The sequence below is a fragment of the Streptomyces sp. NPDC047061 genome (assembly GCF_040643955.1).
Lineage (GTDB): Bacteria > Actinomycetota > Actinomycetes > Streptomycetales > Streptomycetaceae > Streptomyces.
The window spans coordinates 123,214-141,093 of record NZ_JBEYVI010000010.1; the positions used below are offsets into that span (position 1 = coordinate 123,214).

General features: G+C 70.9%; 12 protein-coding genes. 4 read left to right on the forward strand and 8 right to left on the reverse strand.

Going from position 1 to position 17,880, the window contains the following annotated elements:
* The first annotated feature begins 291 nt into the window (after positions 1 to 291).
* Entirely contained in the window at positions 292 to 1,152 is an 861-nt protein-coding gene (locus ABZ887_RS17395; protein ID WP_361289619.1) for a class I SAM-dependent methyltransferase, read from the forward strand.
* A 93-nt stretch (positions 1,153 to 1,245) separates the two neighbouring features.
* Here ABZ887_RS17395 and ftsH read toward each other — a convergent pair whose 3' ends face one another.
* The 6 genes from ftsH to ABZ887_RS17425 form a co-directional block, all read right to left on the reverse strand.
* Positions 1,246 to 3,189 carry an ATP-dependent zinc metalloprotease FtsH gene (gene ftsH, locus ABZ887_RS17400; RefSeq protein ID WP_361289622.1) on the reverse strand — a complete coding sequence of 648 codons (1,944 nt, stop codon included), beginning with the start codon at positions 3,187 to 3,189 and terminating at the stop codon, positions 1,246 to 1,248.
* 49 nt (positions 3,190 to 3,238) lie between these two features.
* Positions 3,239 to 4,789, reverse strand: a complete 1,551-nt coding sequence (gene ffh / locus ABZ887_RS17405; RefSeq protein ID WP_361289625.1) for a signal recognition particle protein — start codon at positions 4,787 to 4,789, stop codon at positions 3,239 to 3,241.
* Positions 4,790 to 4,882: 93 nt separating this feature from the next.
* Positions 4,883 to 7,339 carry a [protein-PII] uridylyltransferase gene (locus tag ABZ887_RS17410; RefSeq protein ID WP_361289628.1) on the reverse strand — a complete coding sequence of 819 codons (2,457 nt, stop codon included), beginning with the start codon at positions 7,337 to 7,339 and terminating at the stop codon, positions 4,883 to 4,885.
* A 35-nt stretch (positions 7,340 to 7,374) separates the two neighbouring features.
* Positions 7,375 to 7,713 (reverse strand): P-II family nitrogen regulator, encoded by a 339-nt coding sequence (locus tag ABZ887_RS17415; protein WP_089098508.1) that lies wholly within the window; start codon positions 7,711 to 7,713, stop codon positions 7,375 to 7,377.
* The gene (locus tag ABZ887_RS17420; protein WP_361289631.1) at positions 7,710 to 9,047 is read right to left on the reverse strand and encodes an ammonium transporter; all 1,338 of its coding nucleotides are present in this window, start codon (positions 9,045 to 9,047) and stop codon (positions 7,710 to 7,712) included. Before ABZ887_RS17420 ends, ABZ887_RS17415 begins: the two co-directional genes overlap by 4 nt.
* 334 nt (positions 9,048 to 9,381) lie before the next feature.
* The gene (locus tag ABZ887_RS17425) at positions 9,382 to 10,866 is read right to left on the reverse strand and encodes a hypothetical protein (RefSeq protein WP_361289634.1); all 1,485 of its coding nucleotides are present in this window, start codon (positions 10,864 to 10,866) and stop codon (positions 9,382 to 9,384) included.
* A gap of 457 nt (positions 10,867 to 11,323) precedes the next feature.
* On the opposite strand from ABZ887_RS17425, the gene ABZ887_RS17430 reads away from it, so the two are divergent.
* Positions 11,324 to 11,980 (forward strand): bifunctional DNA primase/polymerase, encoded by a 657-nt coding sequence (locus ABZ887_RS17430; protein ID WP_361289637.1) that lies wholly within the window; start codon positions 11,324 to 11,326, stop codon positions 11,978 to 11,980.
* Positions 11,981 to 12,091: 111 nt separating this feature from the next.
* Here ABZ887_RS17430 and ftsY read toward each other — a convergent pair whose 3' ends face one another.
* A complete protein-coding gene (ftsY, locus tag ABZ887_RS17435; protein WP_361289640.1) occupies positions 12,092 to 13,285 on the reverse strand; it encodes a signal recognition particle-docking protein FtsY in 1,194 nt (397 codons plus the stop codon).
* A 128-nt stretch (positions 13,286 to 13,413) separates the two neighbouring features.
* On the opposite strand from ftsY, the gene ABZ887_RS17440 reads away from it, so the two are divergent.
* Complete coding sequence (locus ABZ887_RS17440; RefSeq protein WP_361289643.1) at positions 13,414 to 14,886, forward strand: cytosine permease; 1,473 nt, start codon at positions 13,414 to 13,416, stop codon at positions 14,884 to 14,886.
* Positions 14,887 to 14,947: 61 nt separating this feature from the next.
* Complete coding sequence (locus tag ABZ887_RS17445) at positions 14,948 to 15,919, forward strand: LLM class flavin-dependent oxidoreductase (protein ID WP_361289646.1); 972 nt, start codon at positions 14,948 to 14,950, stop codon at positions 15,917 to 15,919.
* Between the two features lie 239 nt (positions 15,920 to 16,158).
* Here ABZ887_RS17445 and ABZ887_RS17450 read toward each other — a convergent pair whose 3' ends face one another.
* A complete protein-coding gene (locus ABZ887_RS17450; RefSeq protein WP_361289649.1) occupies positions 16,159 to 17,577 on the reverse strand; it encodes a sugar porter family MFS transporter in 1,419 nt (472 codons plus the stop codon).
* Positions 17,578 to 17,880 lie beyond the last annotated feature (303 nt).

Genomic DNA, 17,880 nt, shown 5'->3' on the forward strand with positions numbered 1-17,880 from the left:
GGCCCGCCGTCATCCGGCGCCGGCCTGTCTCCGGCGACCGCACGCAGTGCGGTCACTGTGGCGGCCGACCATGGCCAGAACCGCCGTGCCGTGGGTCCGATGGTAGAGCCCCAAGTTGCCGGGATGTGAAATCTCGCCACAGTCACAGCCCACGTACAAGCAGGGACCCGCGACCTCTGGACGCCACCGCGAGCCCGGAGTTATGTGGCATAGGTGGGAAGTGCGAGCGCACGGCACGGGGGCCACGGAATCGGTCAGTGCGTAACTCTCGGCGGATTGGGGCGCTTACCTATGACACCTACGCTCGTGCGGCAGCACCGGTCTCACGCGGATTCCACCCCCCGCGTGAACCTGTGGGCACGCGCGCGTGACTGGTCCGAGATCCAGGAGCGGATGCTGGTCCCGCTCTACGAGACCGTCCACGAGCGACTCGAAGTGGGCCCCGCCACCCGGCTGCTCGGCCTGCGCTGCGGTTCCGGTCTCGCCCTGCTGATGGCGGCGACCAGAGGGGCCGCGGTCACCGGTGTCGACCTCTCCCCCGAACGGCTCGCCCTCGCCCGTGAGCGTCTGCTGCCCGACCCTGCCCCGAGCGCACGCGCGCGTGGCCGTGCCGCCCGGATCGTCGAGGGCTCGCCCCGGGCCGCGGCGGACGCGCAGGCACCGGCGTACAACCTGATCACCGCCTTCGACCCGGTCGGCTGCCTGGCCGGCGACGCCGAGGCCCTAGGTGGCCTGCTCGCCGAGGCGACACCTCTGGCGGAGCGCGGGGCCGCCGTGGTGCTGGCCGGCTGGGGTCCGCCGGAGCGCTGTGCGACCTCGTCCGTGCTGCGGGTGGCCGCGAAATTGGCCGATCCTTTGCGCAGTGCGAGCAGCTGGCGGCCGGCCGGGCGGGACGACCTGGAGGAGATCGCCGAGCGGGCCGGTCTGCGGATCGACGGTTCCGGGCGGGTCTCCTGCCCGTTCGGCTACGCCGATGTGGACAGCGCGGTGCGGGGGTTGCTGTCGACCGGGCTGTTCGATGCGGGGATTGCGGCGGCCGACGAGGAGCAGGTCGGCAAGGAGCTGGGCGAGGCGCTCCATCCGTATCTGCGTGCGGACGGCACGGTGTGGATGCCTAATGTCTTCCGGTATCTGATCGCGCGGGTGCGTTGACGCTTCGCGCGGGCCGCCGTCTTCGTCTGCGGCGCCGTGGGGCTGGCCGCGCAGTTCCCCGCGCCCCTTTGGGGCGCTGAAACCCGGGGCGCCTCAGACCTCGTCCAAGTCCTTCGTCAAGCGCGTGATTCCCGCGATGCGGTACGCGTCCGCCTCCTCCAGGGTCTCGTTCTCCAGGAGGGCCTGGGCCAGGGCGTCCAACTGGGCTCGGTGGTCGCGGAGTTTGCGGCACGCCTCCTCGTAGCACTCGTCGACGATCCGGCGCATCTCGGTGTCGATGACGTCGAGGGTCTGGGGCGCGGCGGCGAGTCCATAGGCCTGCTGGGCGTCGCTCGGGAGGGCGGAGAGGCGGCCGACCTCCTCGCTCATGCCCCAGCGGGACACCATGCCGCGCGCGATGTTGGTGACCTGTTCGAGGTCGCTCTCGGAGCCGGTGGTGATCACGTCGTAGACGACCTGTTCGGCGGCCATGCCGCCGAGCGCGCCGATGATCCGGCCGCGCAGGTACTCCTCGGTGTACGCGTACTTGTCGGCGTCCGGCGTGGAGAGCGTGACGCCGAGGGCGCGGCCGCGCGGGACGATGGTGATCTTGCGGACCGGGTCGGCGCCGGGCTGGAGCATGCCGAGCAGGGCGTGCCCGCTCTCGTGGTAGGCGGTGCGCCTGCGCTCCTCCTCGGGCATGACGAGGGGCCGCTCGGCGCCGAGCTGGACCTTCTCCAGGGCCTCCGAGAGGTCGGACTGGGTGACCCTGTCCTGCTTGCGCTTGACGGCGAGCAGCGCGGCCTCGTTGGCGAGGTTGGCCAGTTCGGCACCGGTCATCCCCGGGGTGGTGCGGGCGACCTGGGCGAGGTCGACGCCCTCGGCGAGCGGGATCTGGCGGGTGTGGATCTGGAGGATCGCCTCGCGGCCGGTGCGGTCCGGGGGCGAGACCTGGACGACCCGGTCGAAGCGGCCGGGGCGGGTGAGCGCGGGGTCCAGGATGTCGGCGCGGTTGGTGGCCGCGATGACGATGACGCCCTCGGAGCCGGAGAACCCGTCCATCTCGGTGAGGATCTGGTTGAGGGTCTGCTCGCGCTCGTCGTGACCGCCCATGGAGGCGCCCCCGCCGCGGGCCCGGCCGATGGTGTCGATCTCGTCGATGAAGATGATGGAGGGGGCGACCTTGCGGGCCTCCGCGAACAGTTCGCGCACCCGGGAGGCACCGACGCCCACGATCATCTCGATGAACTCGGAGGCGGAGGCCGAGAAGAACGGCACCCCCGCCTCCCCGGCGACGGCCCGCGCGAGCAGCGTCTTGCCGGTGCCGGGCGGGCCGGCCAGCAGCACACCGCGGGGCATCTTGGCGCCCATCCTGCGGTAGGCGTCGGGGTTCTTGAGGAAGTCGACGACGTCGTTGAGCTCGCCCTCGACCTCGTCGATGCCGGCCACGTCCTCGAAGGTGGTCCGCTGCTGTCCGGGCTCCAGTTCGACCGGCTTGGGCGGCGCCTTGCGGCCCAGCATGCCGCCCGCGCCGCCGAGGCCCGCGCTCATCCGCCGGGCGATGAAGACCCACACCGCGACCAGCAGGATGATCGGCGCCAGTGAGATCAGCAGGTTCGACAGGAAGCTGCGGTGCTGGACGACCGGTTCGGCGGTGACCGTCACGTGGTGCTTGGTCAGGCTGGACCAGAGGTCGTCACCGGCGAACGACGGGCGTTCGGTGTTGAACTTGGTGTAGTTCCCGTCGCCCTCGGGGTTCTTCTGTTCCTTCTTCAGCTGACCCTGGATCGAGTCGCCCTTGGCGTAGATCTTCTGTACGTTGCCCGCGTCCACCTGCTTGCTGAACTCGGTGTACGAGATCGTCGGCTCGTTCGCCTGGTCGAAGTACGACAGCACCAGGTTGGCCAGCAGGTACACGACCAGCGCCGTGACGATCAGCCGCCACCAGCCGCCGTGCATCCTCCGACCGCCGTTCGGCGGCTTCGGGGGCTCCTCGGGAGCGCCCTCGGTACGCCAGGGCTGGTCGGGTGACTTGCGCGGCGGCGCGGGGTTGGTCATATCCGGACCGTACGACACCGACCAACCCCTGGCACCCGCACAGGTGAACTCAGCCCATGAACTTCTTGAACTCGTCCGGCAGCTCGAAGTCCTGACCGCCCTGCTGCGGCAGCCCGAAGGCACCGCCGCCCTGTGCGGCGGCCTCGCGGCGCTGGGCCTCCTCCAGCTCCTGCTGCTTGCGCTTCATCGGGTTGCCGGAGCGCTGCTTGCCCTTGGCCTGCTTCGGCTGCTTCTTGGCACGGCCGGGGCCGCCGCCCATGCCCGGGATCCCCGGCATGCCCGGCATGCCACCGCCCTGTGCCATGCGGGACATCATCTTGCGGGCCTCGAAGAACCGCTCGACGAGTCCCTTGACCGCGCTGACCTCGACACCCGAACCCTTGGCGATACGGGCGCGGCGCGAGCCGTTGATGATCGTCGGGTCCTGGCGCTCGCCCGGGGTCATCGACTTGATGATCGCGGCGGTGCGGTCGACGTCCCGCTCGTCGAGGTTGTTGATCTGGTCCTTGATCTGCCCCATGCCGGGCAGCATGCCGAGCAGCTTGCTGATGCTGCCCATCTTCCTGACCTGTTCCATCTGGGCCAGGAAGTCGTCCAGGGTGAAGTCCTGGCCCTTCTTCGACGCCAGCTTGGAGGCCATCTTCTGGGCCTCTTCCTGGCTGAACGTCTTCTCCGCCTGCTCGATGAGGGTGAGCAGGTCACCCATGTCGAGGATGCGGGAGGCCATCCGGTCCGGGTGGAAGGCGTCGAAGTCCTCAAGCTTCTCGCCGTTCGACGCGAACATGATCGGCTTGCCGGTGACCTGGCGGATGGAGAGCGCGGCACCACCGCGGGCGTCGCCGTCGAGCTTGGACAGGACGACACCGTCGAAGCCGACGCCGTCGCGGAAGGCCTCGGCGGTGGTGACGGCGTCCTGGCCGATCATGGCGTCGACGACGAAGAGGATCTCGTCGGGCGAGACGGCGTCCCGGATGTCGGCCGCCTGCTGCATCAGCTCCTGGTCGATGCCGAGCCGGCCGGCGGTGTCCACGATCACGATGTCGTGGACCTTCTGCTTGGCGAACTCGATGGAGTCCTTGGCGACCTTGACCGGGTCACCGACGCCGTTGCCCGGCTCGGGCGCGTAGACGGCGACACCGGCGCGCTCGGCGACCACGCTCAGCTGGTTGACGGCGTTGGGGCGCTGCAGGTCGGCGGCGACCAGGAGCGGGGAGTGGCCCTGCTCCTTGAGCCAGTGGGCGAGCTTGCCCGCGAGGGTGGTCTTACCGGCACCCTGGAGACCGGCCAGCATGATCACGGTGGGCGGCTGCTTGGCGAACCGCAGCCGGCGCGTCTCGCCGCCGAGGATCGTCACCAGCTCGTCGTTGACGATCTTCAGGACCTGCTGGGCCGGGTTCAGCGCCTTGGAGACGTCGGCGCCGAGGGACCGCTCCTTGACGTTCTTGATGAACGTGCGGACGACCGGGAGAGCGACGTCGGCCTCGAGCAGCGCGATCCGGATCTCCCGGGCCGTGGCGTCGATGTCGGCTTCGCTCAGACGCCCTTTTCCGCGCAGATTCTTGAAGGTCGCTGAAAGGCGATCGGAGAGAGTGTCGAACACGGCGGCGTCGGTCCTCGGAGTCGGGGTCGGTGAGCGTCTTCCAGGGTATCCGGCCGCGCAAGGAAGTCGCCCCCGCCTTGCACGACCGTGCGGTCAGGCCCTCAGCGTCTCCTCCAGCTTGCGCGCCACGGAGGCCGCCTCCTCGGGCGGCAGGGGCGCGTTGTCGGTGCCGGTCACGTAGAAGGCGTCGACGGCGTTGGACCCGAGCGTGCTGACATGCGCGCTGCGCACCCGTACCGCGGCGTCCTCCAGGGCCCGCCCGATCCGGAACAGCAGGCCAGGCGCGTCCTGGGCCCGTACCTCGAACACCGTCGCGTGCCGGGAGGCCGCGGAGGCCACCGTCACGCGCGGCGGCGGGGCCACCCAGCCCCGGCGCCTCGGGTAGGCCGCGTCCCGCTCCGCGAGGCGGCCGGCGATGTCCAGGGAGCCGTCCAGGGCGCGGACCAGGTCGGCGCGGAGCCGGGCCGCCTGTGGCAGGGAGCCGTACTCGGCCGCGACCCGCCAGTCGAGGAGCAGGACGGTGCCGTCGTCGACGTCGGAGGGGAGCTGGAGGGCGCGCAGTTCGGCCGTGCGGACCGTGAGGCGGTGCATGGCCAGCACGCCGGCGACGGCGGGGAGGACGCCCGGCTGGTCCGGTACGGCGATGAGCAGCTCGACGCCGAGCGGTTCCGGGTCGCGGGCGGGCTCCTCGTCCGTGGCCGTCGGCTCGGTCTGGGCGCGCAGGGCCAGGACCGGGGCGCCGGTGCGGAAGGACTCGATGGCGAGCCGCTCCTGCTCGGCGGTGGGCGCGCCCGGTTCGGGCCCGTCGTCGGCGTCCCCGGCGAGGACCGCCGAGACCCGCTTCACCAGGTCGGCGACGAGCGAGCCGCGCCAGGTCGACCAGGCCGCCGGGCCGGTGGCCAGCGCGTCGGCCTCGGTGAGGGCGTGCAGCAGCTCCAGGGTGCTCTGGGTGCCGACCGCCTCGGCGACCAGGCGGACCGTGGCCGGGTCCTCCAGGTCGCGCCGGGTGGCGGTCTCGATGAGCAGCAGGTGGTGTCGTACGAGCGTCGACAGGACCGCCACCTCGGCGCGGTCGAAGCCGATCCGCGCGGCCACGTCCTTGACGATGATCTCGCCGGCCACCGAGTGGTCGCCGGGCCAGCCCTTGCCGATGTCGTGCAGCAGGGCGGCGACCAGGAGCAGGTCGGGGCGGTGGACGCGGCGGGCGAACTCGGAGGCGCGGACGGCGGTCTCGATGAGGTGCCGGTCGACGGTCCAGATGTGCACGGCGTTGCGCTGCGGCCGGCAGCGGACCCGCTCCCAGTCGGGGAGCAGGCGGGTGATGAGGCCCTCGGCCTCCAGCGCCTCCCAGACCTCGACGGTCGGGCGGCCGGAGCCGAGCAGGGTGACGAGCTGCTCGCGGGCCTCGGCGGGCCAGGGCGTGGGCAGCGGGCGGGCGGTGGCGGCCATGCGCCGTACGGCGTGCAGGGAGAGCGGGAGGCCGGCCTGGGCGGCGGCGGCCGCGGCGCGCAGCGGGAGCACGGGGTCGCGTTCGGGGCGGGCGGCGCGGGCGAGCACCACCTCGCCGTCCTGTTCCACCACGCCTTCGGCGAGCGGGGAGCGCTCGGCGACGGGCTTGCCGCCGCCCAGCATGGCGCGCAGCCGGGGCCGGACGGCGCGCGAGCGCAGGACGCGCCCCACCTCGCGCCAGGTGACGTCACTGGCGTACGAGATGACGCGCGCGGACTCGTAGACCTGGCGCAGCAGGGTGTCGGCGTCGAGGAGGTCGAGTTCGGCGGCGACCTGGTCCTGCTCCTGGAGCGCCAGGCGGTCGGTGGCACGCCCTGTGGTCAGGTGCAGGGCGTCACGGACGTCGAGGAGGCGCCGGCGGGCGTCGGCGAGGCCCTCGCGCGGGGCGTCAGCCAGCCAGGAGGCGGCGACGGCGCGCAGCGCGGTGGCGTCGCGGAGGCCGCCGCGGGCCTCCTTCAGGTCGGGTTCCAGGAGGTACTGCAGCTCGCCCTGGCGTTCGGCGCGCTCGGCGCACAGCTCCTGGAGCTCGGGGAGACGTTTCGGCGCCTGGTTGCGCCAGTCGGCGAGGATCGCGGTGCGCAGTCCGGAGGTCAGGCCCAGGTCGCCGGCGATGTGGCGGGCGTCGAGGAGGCCGAGCTGGACCTTGAGGTCCTCGCCGGCGGTCTTGCGGGCCTCGGCGGGGGTGCGCACGGAGTGGTCGAGGGCCAGGCCCAGGTCCCAGACGGGGTACCAGAGCCGGTCGGCGACGGCGGCCACCGCGCCGGAGTCGGCACCGTCGTGCAGCAGCAGAAGGTCGAGGTCGCTGCGTGGAGAGAGCTCGGCGCGGCCGTAGCCGCCGACGGCGACCAGGGAGACGCCGCCCCTGATGCCCTCGGTGGCCGCCGCGAACAGCCCGGTCAGCCATTCGTCGGTCAGCTCGGCGAGGGCGGTACGGCGCGGCGGCCCGGACCGCGCCCCCTCGGTGAGGAGGCGCAGCCGGGCCGCCGCGTAGCCGCTGGGTCCCGTGTTCTCTGCGTCGTTCCGAACTTCCGTACCCGTCACCCAGCGACTCCTGCCTGTATTCAGATGGTTCTGTTCTACAGCGCGTCCGGGCCGCGCTCGCCGGTGCGGACCCGTACGGCGGTCTCGACCGGGACGGACCAGACCTTGCCGTCACCGATCTTGCCGGTGCGGGCGGCCTTGACGACGACGTCGATCAGCTGCTCGGCGTCCTCGTCCTCGGCCAGCACCTCGATGCGGATCTTGGGCACCAGGTCGACCGTGTACTCGGCACCACGGTAGACCTCGGTGTGGCCGCGCTGCCGACCGTAGCCGCTGGCCTCGGTGACCGTGAGGCCGTGGACGCCGAAGGCCTGCAGGGCCTCCTTGATCTCGTCGAGCCGGTGGGGCTTCACGACGGCGGTGATGAGCTTCATGCGTCCACCTTCTTGCTCGTGCCGGCCAGCGCCGAGGAGACGGAGCTGACGACACCGCCGCCCGCACCGCTGAAGTCGTATGCAGTCTCGGCGTGCTCGGCCTGGTCGATGCCGGAGACCTCTTCGTCCTCGGTGACCCGCATGCCGAGGGTCTTGTCGAGGAGGAAGGCGAGGACCGCGGAGGCGACCAGGGAGTAGCCGAGGACCGCGCCGACACCGGCGAACTGCTTCCACAGCTGGGTGAAGGAGTGGTCGCCGTAGAAGACGCCGGTCGCGGTGGACTGGCCCTTGCCGGTGGCGAAGAAGCCGATGAGCAGGGAGCCGATGATGCCGCCGACCATGTGGACGCCGACCACGTCGAGCGAGTCGTCGTAACCGAACTTGAACTTCAGGCCGACGGCGGCGGCGCAGGCGACACCGGCGATGGCGCCGACGGCGATCGCGCCGAGCGGGGAGACCGCACCACCGGACGGGGTGATGGCGACCAGACCGGCGACCGCGCCGGAGGCGGCGCCCAGGGTGGTGAACGCGCCGTGCCGGATCTTCTCGTAGGCGAGCCAGGCCAGCATGGCGGCGGCGGTGGCGACCTGCGTGTTGACGAACATCAGCGCGCCGACGCCGTCGTCGTTGCCGAGCCACGAGCCGGCGTTGAAGCCGAACCAGCCGAACCACAGCAGACCGGCGCCGAGCATGACCAGCGGGAGGCTGTGCGGGCGCATCGGGTCCTTCTTGAATCCGACGCGCTTGCCGATGACCAGGATGACGCCGAGGGCGCCCGCACCGGCGTTGATGTGGACCGCGGTACCACCGGCGAAGTCGATCACACCGAGCTTGAAGGCCCAGCCGTCCGCACCCCAGACCCAGTGGGCGACCGGGACGTAGACGACCGTGAGCCACAGGGCGACGAAGAGCGCCCAGGCCGAGAACTTGACGCGGTCGGCGATGGCACCGCTTATCAGGGCCGGGGTGATGACCGCGAACATCATCTGGAAGACCATGAAGACGAAGATCGGGATCGTGTAGCCGTCCCAGAGCTCCGTCAGGCCGACGTTGCTCATGCCCAGCCAGTCGGAGTTGAAGCCGATGAAGCCGTTGCTCGAGCCGAAGGCCAGGGAGAAGCCGTAAAGCACCCACAGGATGGTGACGATCCCGATGCTGACGAAGCTCATCATCAGCATGTTCAGGGTGCTCTTGACGCGGACCATGCCTCCGTAGAAGAAGGCGAGTCCCGGCGTCATGAGCAGCACCAGGGCGGAACAGATGAGCATGAAGCCTGTGTTCGCGGAGGACAGCTTGGGTGCCTCCGCGGCAAGCGTGATGGCGGCTGGTGCCATCGGCGTCTCCTCGTCGATTGGTACGGCCCCGTGTGCGGGCGTTGCCTGAATGTGTCCGGTCAAGCGGGGGGTGGGCCGGTTATGCGCCATGAGATTGGCGCAGCGCGGTTTCGGACACCGCCCCTCGTTGTTTCACCGGAGTGACGAAGGAGTCGCGGGTGTTACGCGTCGGTGAACTGCCTGATGTTCGCCGACCGGATCGTTATCGTGGCGCAACCTTCTCTCGGAGGAATGGAACCGGCCGCGGACGGCCTTCCGATGACCTGGCGTGGGGGAGCCGAGTCGGGCAGTTCGGGAGGGCCGGCCGCGGCCGGGGTCTTGGGGTTACCGGGATTCAGACCGCCTCGGCGGTCTCCGGGAGGTCGACGGCGAGCTGCTCGGTGAGGTCGACGACCGCCGCCAGGTCGCCGTGGTCACGGACGGCCGAGTCGACCGTCTTTCGAATACGAGTGTTGACGCGCTCGGAGCGCACCTTCTTGGCGATGCCCATGGCCTCGGCGGCCAGAACCGTGCTCTGCTCGGCCTCGCCCCGCAGCAGGTGCACGGTGGCCATGCCGATGAGGTTGAGTGCGTACGACCGCTGGTGCTCGGCGTCCTTGGCGAACAGCTCCACGGCCTTCTGCATCAGCGGCTCGGCCAGCGAGGCGTAGGTGGGGCTGCGGCCCGCGACATAGGCGAGGTCGCGGAAGGAGTGGCTGTTCTCGCCGTAGAGCTCGGCCTCGGAGAAGAAGCGGATCCAGTCGGGGTCCGGGTCGTCCCACTCGTCGGCGTCGGCGAAGGTGTCCTCGGCCATCCGGACCGCCCGCTTGCACTTGCCGGGCTGTCCCATGTTGGCGTAGGCGCGGGCCTCCATCGCATACAGCATCGACTGGGTGCGCGGGCTCGCGCAGTCCCGGCTGCCGTACTGGGCGAGGTGGATCAGCTCCAGGGCGTCGTCGGGCCGGCCGAGGTGGATCATCTGGCGGCTCATGCTGGAGAGGACGTACGAGCCCAGCGGCTTGTCACCGGCCTCCTTGGCCGCGTGCAGGGCGAGCACGAAGTACTTCTGCGCGGTGGGCTGGAGGCCGACGTCGTACGACATCCAGCCGGCCAGCTCGGCCAGCTCGGCGGCGACCTTGAAGAGCTTGCGGGCGGTGGCCTCGGGCTGGGGTTCCTGGAGGAGGTCGGTGACCTCGTGCAGCTGGCCGACGACGGCCTTGCGGCGCAGGCCGCCGCCGCACTGGGCGTCCCACTGGCGGAACATCACCGTGGTGGACTCCAGCAGCTCCAGCTCGGGCCTGGAGAGGCGCCCGGGGCGGCGGAAGTCGGCGGCCGACTCGGGGGGCGACGGCGGTCCGGCGGGTGAGGGGACCAGCCAGCGCTGCATCGGCTCGATGAGGGACGGGCCCGCCGACAGCACCAGCGAGGTTCCGAGGAAGCCGCGCCGCGCCAGCATCAGGTCGCTGCGCGAGAACTCGCTGAGCAGAGCCACCGTCTGCGGGCCCGTCCAGGGCAGGTCGACGCCGGTCGCGGAGGGTGACTGGCGGGCGGCCCGCAGACCGAGGTCCTCGACCGAGACGACGCAGCCGAACCGCTCGGAGAACAGCTCGGAGAGGATCCGGGGGATCGGCTCGCGCGGGTTCTCCCCGTCGAGCCAGCGGCGCACTCTGGACGTGTCCGTGGAGATGTGGTTGGCGCCCAATTGGCGTGCCCTGCGGTTCACTTGCCGCGCCAGCTCGCCCTTCGACCAGCCGCTGCGCACGAACCACGAGTTGAGCAGCTCGTTGGGGCGCTTGTCCGTACTGGTCGCGGTCGTCCCGCTACCGCCGTTGCCGCCCACTGGAACGCCCCCATCCCTGAGACCACTTGATGCCGGATGCGCCAAGCCCTATCAGAATGCCGGTAAATACGGCCGCCCGTCCGGTAGTTCTCACCCTTCGAACGGGATGCCGAGTTGCCTCCGGCATACCCACGAGTGCATGTGCCCCCAGGCCTCGTGCACTCAAAGTAATCCTACGATCACTGCTCCAGCCATGGCGATCCCGGAAACGCCACCATTCGCCACCCCTTCGAATGAACTCACGATGGCCTTGGCGCGATTCACTTGACATAGGACGGCCGGGAGTAGGCGGAGCGATGCACTCAGGGGCGCACACCCCCAGGTGCACCACCTGGGGCGCTTCAGAGCGCCGCCATGACCTTGCGGGCGCGAGGGAAGGCGGAGCCGTAGCGTCACGTTCCGTTTCCGTCTCTTTCCGTGTCGTAACCACCGGCGCGCCGGACCCGTTGGAGGGGGCATGGGCTTCACGATCGGCGGCATTCGCGAGATCCGCTCCGGCACGCGCCGGCGCGGTCGTTCATCGGACTGCACCGCCGTCGCCGAGTTCACCGGACTGTGGGGCTGGGACGTGGTGCCGGGCGCCCGGTCCGCGGCCGGCGCGTGCTCCTGCGGGCACGCCGGCTGCTCCGCACCGGGAGCGCATCCGCTGGACTTCGCGCCTCAGGTGTCCGCGGGCGCCACGCTCGACGAAGTCACCAAGGCCTGGGGGGAGTTCCCCGGTGCGGCGGTGATGCTACCGGTCGGCCGCGCGTTCGACGTGATCGAGGTCGCCGAACCCGCCGGGCGCCGCGCGCTGGCCCGCCTGGAGCGGATGGGCCTCCCGCTCGGCCCGGTCACCGCCACGCCGGACGGCCGCGCCCACTTCTTCGTCGCCCCCGGCGCCACCGCCGAACTCCCCGAGCTGCTCTACCGCATGGGCTGGGACGACCCGACCTCCCTGGACCTGCGCGGTCTCGGCTCGGGCACGCACATCACGGCCCCGCCGTCCGACCGGGGCGGCCTGGGCGCGGTGCGCTGGCTGCGCCCGCCGGCCCTGGACTCGGCGACGAGGCCGCCGGCGGCGAGGCTGCTGCTGGGGACGCTGGCGTACGTGGCGCACCGGTCGCGGGCGTAGCCGCAGGGGCGGCACGTACGCCGAAGCGCCCGCCCCCATCTGTGTCTCGGGGATCGGGCGCTTCTCACGGAGGGTCTCGCGACGGCGGCGGGTGAATTCACCCACCCTGGGTCAGTCACCGATAAGGGCATCCACGAACGCCTCCGGCTCGAACGGCGCCAGGTCGTCCGCGCCCTCGCCCAGGCCGATGAGCTTGACGGGCACGTTCAGCTCGCGCTGGACCGCGATCACGATGCCGCCCTTGGCGGTGCCGTCCAGCTTGGTGAGCACGATGCCGGTGATGTCGACGACCTCGGCGAAGACCCGCGCCTGGACCAGGCCGTTCTGGCCGGTGGTGGCGTCGAGGACGAGCAGCACCTCGTCCAGCGGGGCGTGCTTCTCGACGACCCGCTTGACCTTGCCCAGCTCGTCCATGAGGCCGGTCTTGGTGTGCAGTCGCCCGGCGGTGTCGATGAGCACCACGTCGACGCCCATCTCCTTGCCCTCCTTCACCGCGTCGAAGGCCACGGAGGCAGGGTCACCGGCCTCGGGGCCGCGCACGGTGTAGGCGCCGACCCGCTCGCCCCAGGTCTGGAGCTGGTCCGCGGCGGCGGCCCGGAAGGTGTCGGCGGCGCCGAGCACGACCGTACGGCCGTCGGCGACGAGCACGCGCGCGAGCTTGCCGGTGGTGGTGGTCTTGCCGGTGCCGTTGACGCCGACGACCATCACGATGCCCGGCTTGCGGTCCTCGGGCTCGGTCTTCACCGCGCGGTCGACGTCGGTGCCGACCAGCTTGAGCAGCTCCTCGCGCAGCAGGCCGCGCAGCTCGTCGGGGGTGCGGGTGCCGAGCACCTTGACGCGCTCGCGCAGCCGGTCGACCAGTTCGGTGGTGGGCTGCACGCCGACGTCGGCGGTGAGCAGGATGTCCTCGATCTCCTCCCAGGTCTCGTCGTCGAGGTGCTCGCGCGAGAGCAGCGTGAGCAGCCCCTTGCCGAGGGCGTTCTGGGATCGGGAGAGCCGGGCGCGCAGCCGGACCAGCCGGCCGGCCGTGGGCTCGGGGATCTCGATCTCGGGAGTGGGAAGCTCTTCCACGACGACGGGAGCCGAGCCGTCGGGAAGGTCGACCTCCTCTATCGTCCGGCGCGGTTCGTCGCGCGGCGTCTCGGCCTCGTCGCCGACGTGCGGCTCGGCCGGGGGTGCGGTGATGTCGGGCGCGGCGGGGGGCGGCGGGGGCAGCGACTTCTTGCGCCGGCTGCCGATGACGAGCCCGCCGAGCGCACCGAGCACGACCACGGCGATGACTACAGCAAGGATGACGGTTTCCATAACCCGTCCAGTATCCATCCCTCCCCCGCGGCCGACTTTACTCCCTCGCGCGGGAGTTTCTGGATGATCCTCCGAATACGGATGTCTCTTTTGAGATGATTCGTCGGACTAACGTACGATGACTGCCTATGGGCACCACCGCCGGCCACGATGGCGCGCTCGAACATCTCGAAGAGTCGCTGGAGCACCACGGCCTCGAAACCCGGGGCATCGAACCGGTCCCGGACGCCGAGCGCGGCGGCACACCCCGCGGTCTGCTCCCGACCTGGATCGCCGCCAACATCACCGTCCTGCTGGTGACCATGGGCGCGGGCCTGGTGGTGTCGTTCGGGCTGAACTTCTGGCAGTCCCTGGTGGTCGGCACCGCGGCTCCGATCGTGTCGTACGGCCTGGTCGGACTGATCGGCATCGCGGGCAAGCGCGGTGGCGCACCGGGCATGGCCCTCTCCCGCGCGGTCTTCGGGCAGCGCGGCAACCTGCTGCCGGGCGGGCTGATCTGGGTCGCGCGCTGGGGCTGGGAGACGATCAACGCGGTGACCGGCGCCTATGCGCTGCTGGCGGTGCTGGGGATCCTCTTCGGGATCCGGCGCAACACCGCCCTGGTCGTCGTCGCCCTGCTCCTCTTCGTGATCACCACGTTCGCGATCTCGGGCATGGGCATCAGGGCGGTGCGGTACTGCAACCGGTGGGCGACCTGGCTGTTCGCCGCCTTGTCGCTGCTGGTCCTCGGCTACCTGATCGCGACGACGGACTGGGCGGAGGTGTTCGGGCGGCCCGCCGGCCCCGCGGCCGCGATGGTCACCGGGGCCGGGCTGATCGCGGCGGGCGGGATGAGCTGGGCGCCGGCCGCGCCGGACTTCACGCGGTACCTGCCGGGTACGGCGTCCTCGGCGGCGATCGTACGCAACACGGTCGGCGGGGCCGGGATCGTCGTCCTCCCCATGGTCCTGACGGGCGCGGTGATGGCGTCCGCCACCCCGGGCCTGGCCAGGGCGGCCGACCCGGTCTCCTTCCTCGGCGCGGCCCTCCCCCTGTGGCTCGCGGTCCCCTATCTCCTGGTCACCCTGGTCGGGATGCTGCTGATCAACGCGATGTCGATGTACTCGGCGGGCTTCACCGCCCAGACGCTCGGCTTCCGTGTCCACCGCCACTGGGCGGTCTCGGTCAACGCGGTGATCTCGCTGGTCCTCGGCGGCGTCCTGATGCTGGCGGCGACCTCCTTCCTGGGCTCGTTCATCGCCTTCCTGTCGCTGCTGGCGGTGGCGTTCTCGGCGTGGGTGGGGGTGTTCGGTGTCGACATGCTCCGGCGGCGCGAGTACGACGGCGCGGCCCTCCTCGACACCACGCCCGCCGGTGCCTACTGGTACCGGGCCGGCTTCTCCCCCGCCGCCGTCGCGGCCTGGGCGCTGGGCCTGGCCACCGGCCTGGTCTTCACCACCTGCGACTGGTTCACCGGCCCGCTCGCGACCAACAACCCCGTCGGCCGGTACGGCCTCGGCTGGATCGCGACGATCGTCGTCTCGGGCCTGCTGTACGCGGTACTGCCGAAGCCGGCGGTGGTGCCGGCTTCAGCCGGGAAGCCCGCACCCCTGGCCGTCTGACGAGCCGTCAGCTACTGTCCCCGCACACCTGCCCGGCCAGCCAAGGTGAAGGGGAACTCCCATGCCCGTCTCGGTCGTCCGCTTCAACCTCGTCGAGCCCGGTGCCTCCCCGGCCTCCCTGGGCGCCCGCTACCGGGCGGCCCTCGACATGGCCGCGTACGCCGACGAGCACGGGGTCACCACCGTGCAGACCGAGGAGCACCACGGGGTCGGCAACAACTGGCTGCCGTCGCCCTTCGCCTTCGCGGGCGCGGTCTTCGGGGCGACCCGGACCATCGCGGTGACCGTGTCGGCGGTGATCGGCCCGCTGCACGACCCGCTGCGTCTCGCGGAGGACATCGCGGTCCTCGACCTGCTCAGCGGCGGCCGCCTGGTGACGGTGGCCGGGATCGGCTACCGGCCCGAGGAGTACGCCCAGTTCGACGTGGACTGGAAGCGCCGCGGCCGGCTCCAGGACGAGTTGCTGGAGACGCTGCTGAAGGCGTGGACCGGGGAGGAGTTCGAGTATCGGGGCCGTACGGTACGGGTCACTCCGCGCCCCTTCACCGATCCGCACCCCCTGCTCCTGGTCGGCGGCTCCTCCAGGGCCGCCGCCCGCCGCGCCGCCCGCCTCGGCCTGCCGTTCTTCCCGAGCGCGCATCTGCCGGAGCTGGAGGCGTACTACAAGGAGCAGCTCACCGAGTACGGCACGGAGGGCTGGACGATGATGCCCACGGCCGAGACACCGCTGCTGCACATCGCCGAGGACCCGGACCGGGCATGGGCGGAGTACGGCGAGCACTTCCTGCACGAGGCCCGGACGTACGCGTCCTGGCAGTCCGGGGACATCCGCTCGGCGGTGCGGTCCGCCGCGACCACGGTCGGGGAACTGCGCGAGGAGGGCGTCTACCGCATCCTCACCCCGCGGGAGTGCGTGGCGGCGGGACTGGACAACCTGGTGCTGCATCCGCTGGCGGGCGGGATGCCGGTGGAGGAGGGCTGGCGGAGCCTGCGGCTCTTCGCGGAGACCGTGCTTCCGGCGCTGCCGGCGTAACGGGGGCGAGGCGTGTCGGCGGGCGGCCACGGAGATTTCGGCACCGCCGGACAGCACCGTCACGGCTGATCGCCGTTGCGGCGGGGAGTGGTGCAGCGGCGAAGTTCGGTTCCGGGAGGTGTGCGGCGGATCAGGAAACGAGCCGCCGCCCCGCCCGGGCAGTGACCGGGCGGGGCGGCGGGGGGTACGAGGAGAGGGGCAGCGGGGACTTGGCCCTTCTCCTCGAGTCGGGGGGCTGGTCAGCCCATCTCCTCCAGGGCCTTGCCCTTCGTCTCCTTGACGTACTTGAGGACGAACGGGATGGAGAGGGCCGCGAAGACCGTGTAGATCACGTAGGTCCCGGAGAGGTTCCAGTCGGCCAGCGACGGGAAGCTCGCGGTGATGGCCCAGTTGGCGATCCACTGCGCGGCGGCTGCCACGCCCAGGGCGGCGGCGCGGATCCTGTTCGGGAACATCTCGCCGAGCATGACCCAGACGACCACACCCCAGGACAGGGCGAAGAAGAGGACGAAGATGTGGGCGGCGATCAGGGCGGTCCAGCCCTGCGCGGACGGGAGCTTGCCGTCGACCAGGTGGTAGGAGAAGGCCCAGGCCTCCAGGGCGAGGCCGACGACCATGCCGACCGAACCGATGAGGGCCAGCGGCTTGCGGCCGATGCGGTCCACGAAGATCATCGCGATCACGGTGCCGATGATGTTGATGATCGACGTCGTGAAGGAGTAGAAGAACGAGTCCGTCGGGTCGACGCCCACCGACTGCCAGAGCGTGGAGGAGTAGTAGAACGCCACGTTGATGCCGACGAACTGCTGGAAGACCGAGAGGCCGATGCCGACCCAGACGATCGGCTTGAAGAAGAAGGAGCCGCCCAGCAGGTCCTTGAACGTGGACTTGTGCTCGCTCTTCATCGCGTGCTCGATCTCGGCGACACGGGCGTCCAGGTCGGCGCTGTTGCCCTCGACCTCTTCGAGGATCGCGCGGGCGCGGTCACGCTTGCCGACGGAGAGCAGGAAGCGCGGGGACTCGGGGATCGCGAGGGAGAGCAGGCCGTACAGGACGGCCGGGACCACCATGACGCCGAGCATGACCTGCCAGGCCTCCAGGCCCATCAGCTTGCCGCGCTGGTCGCCGCCGGCGGCGTTCAGCAGACCCCAGTTGACGAGCTGCGAGATGGCGATGCCGATGACGATCGCGGCCTGCTGGAAGGAGCCGAGGCGGCCGCGGTAGGCGGGCGGTGCGACCTCGGCGATGTAGGCGGGGCCGATGACGGAGGCCATGCCGATGGCGAAGCCGCCGATGATCCGCCAGAGGGCGAAGTCCCACAGGGCGAAGGGCAGCGCCGAACCGACGGCGCTGATGGTGAACAGCACGGCCGCGATCTGCATGCACCGGATGCGGCCGATGCGGTCGGCTATCCGGCCGGCGGTCGCGGCGCCGATGGCGCAGCCGATCAGGGCGATGGCGATGACCTGGGCGAGGGCCGCGGACCCGATGTCGTAACGGCTCCGGATCGCCTCGACGGCACCGTTGATGACGGAGCTGTCGTAGCCGAAGAGGAAACCGCCCATCGCGGCGGCCGCCGCGATGAAGATGACATGCCCGAGGTGATCGGGGTGAGCCGTCCCGGCTCCTGACTGGGGTGCCTGCGCAGTGCTGGTCACAAGAAACTCCTCGGGCCACCGGCAACGCTGCCGGGGGTGGGGGGTGAGCCCTCCCAGGTCTAAGTGGCGCACGTCCGCACACCGCTCACACCTGAAGGTAAAAGCAACGTTGCAGAGACTATGCCTTCAAGTTTCGAAGTCAATAGGGGGCCAGGTGTGAAGTTGCAGAGACCACGCAACAAAGATGCGTTCACTTCTTGAAGAAAAGGTGAGGGTAACGCGCCCCAGAGGGGCGCGGGGCTGTGTTGATCTGCGGCTCCGCCGCGGGGCGCGACCAGCCACAACGGCGCCGCACCCGCAGAA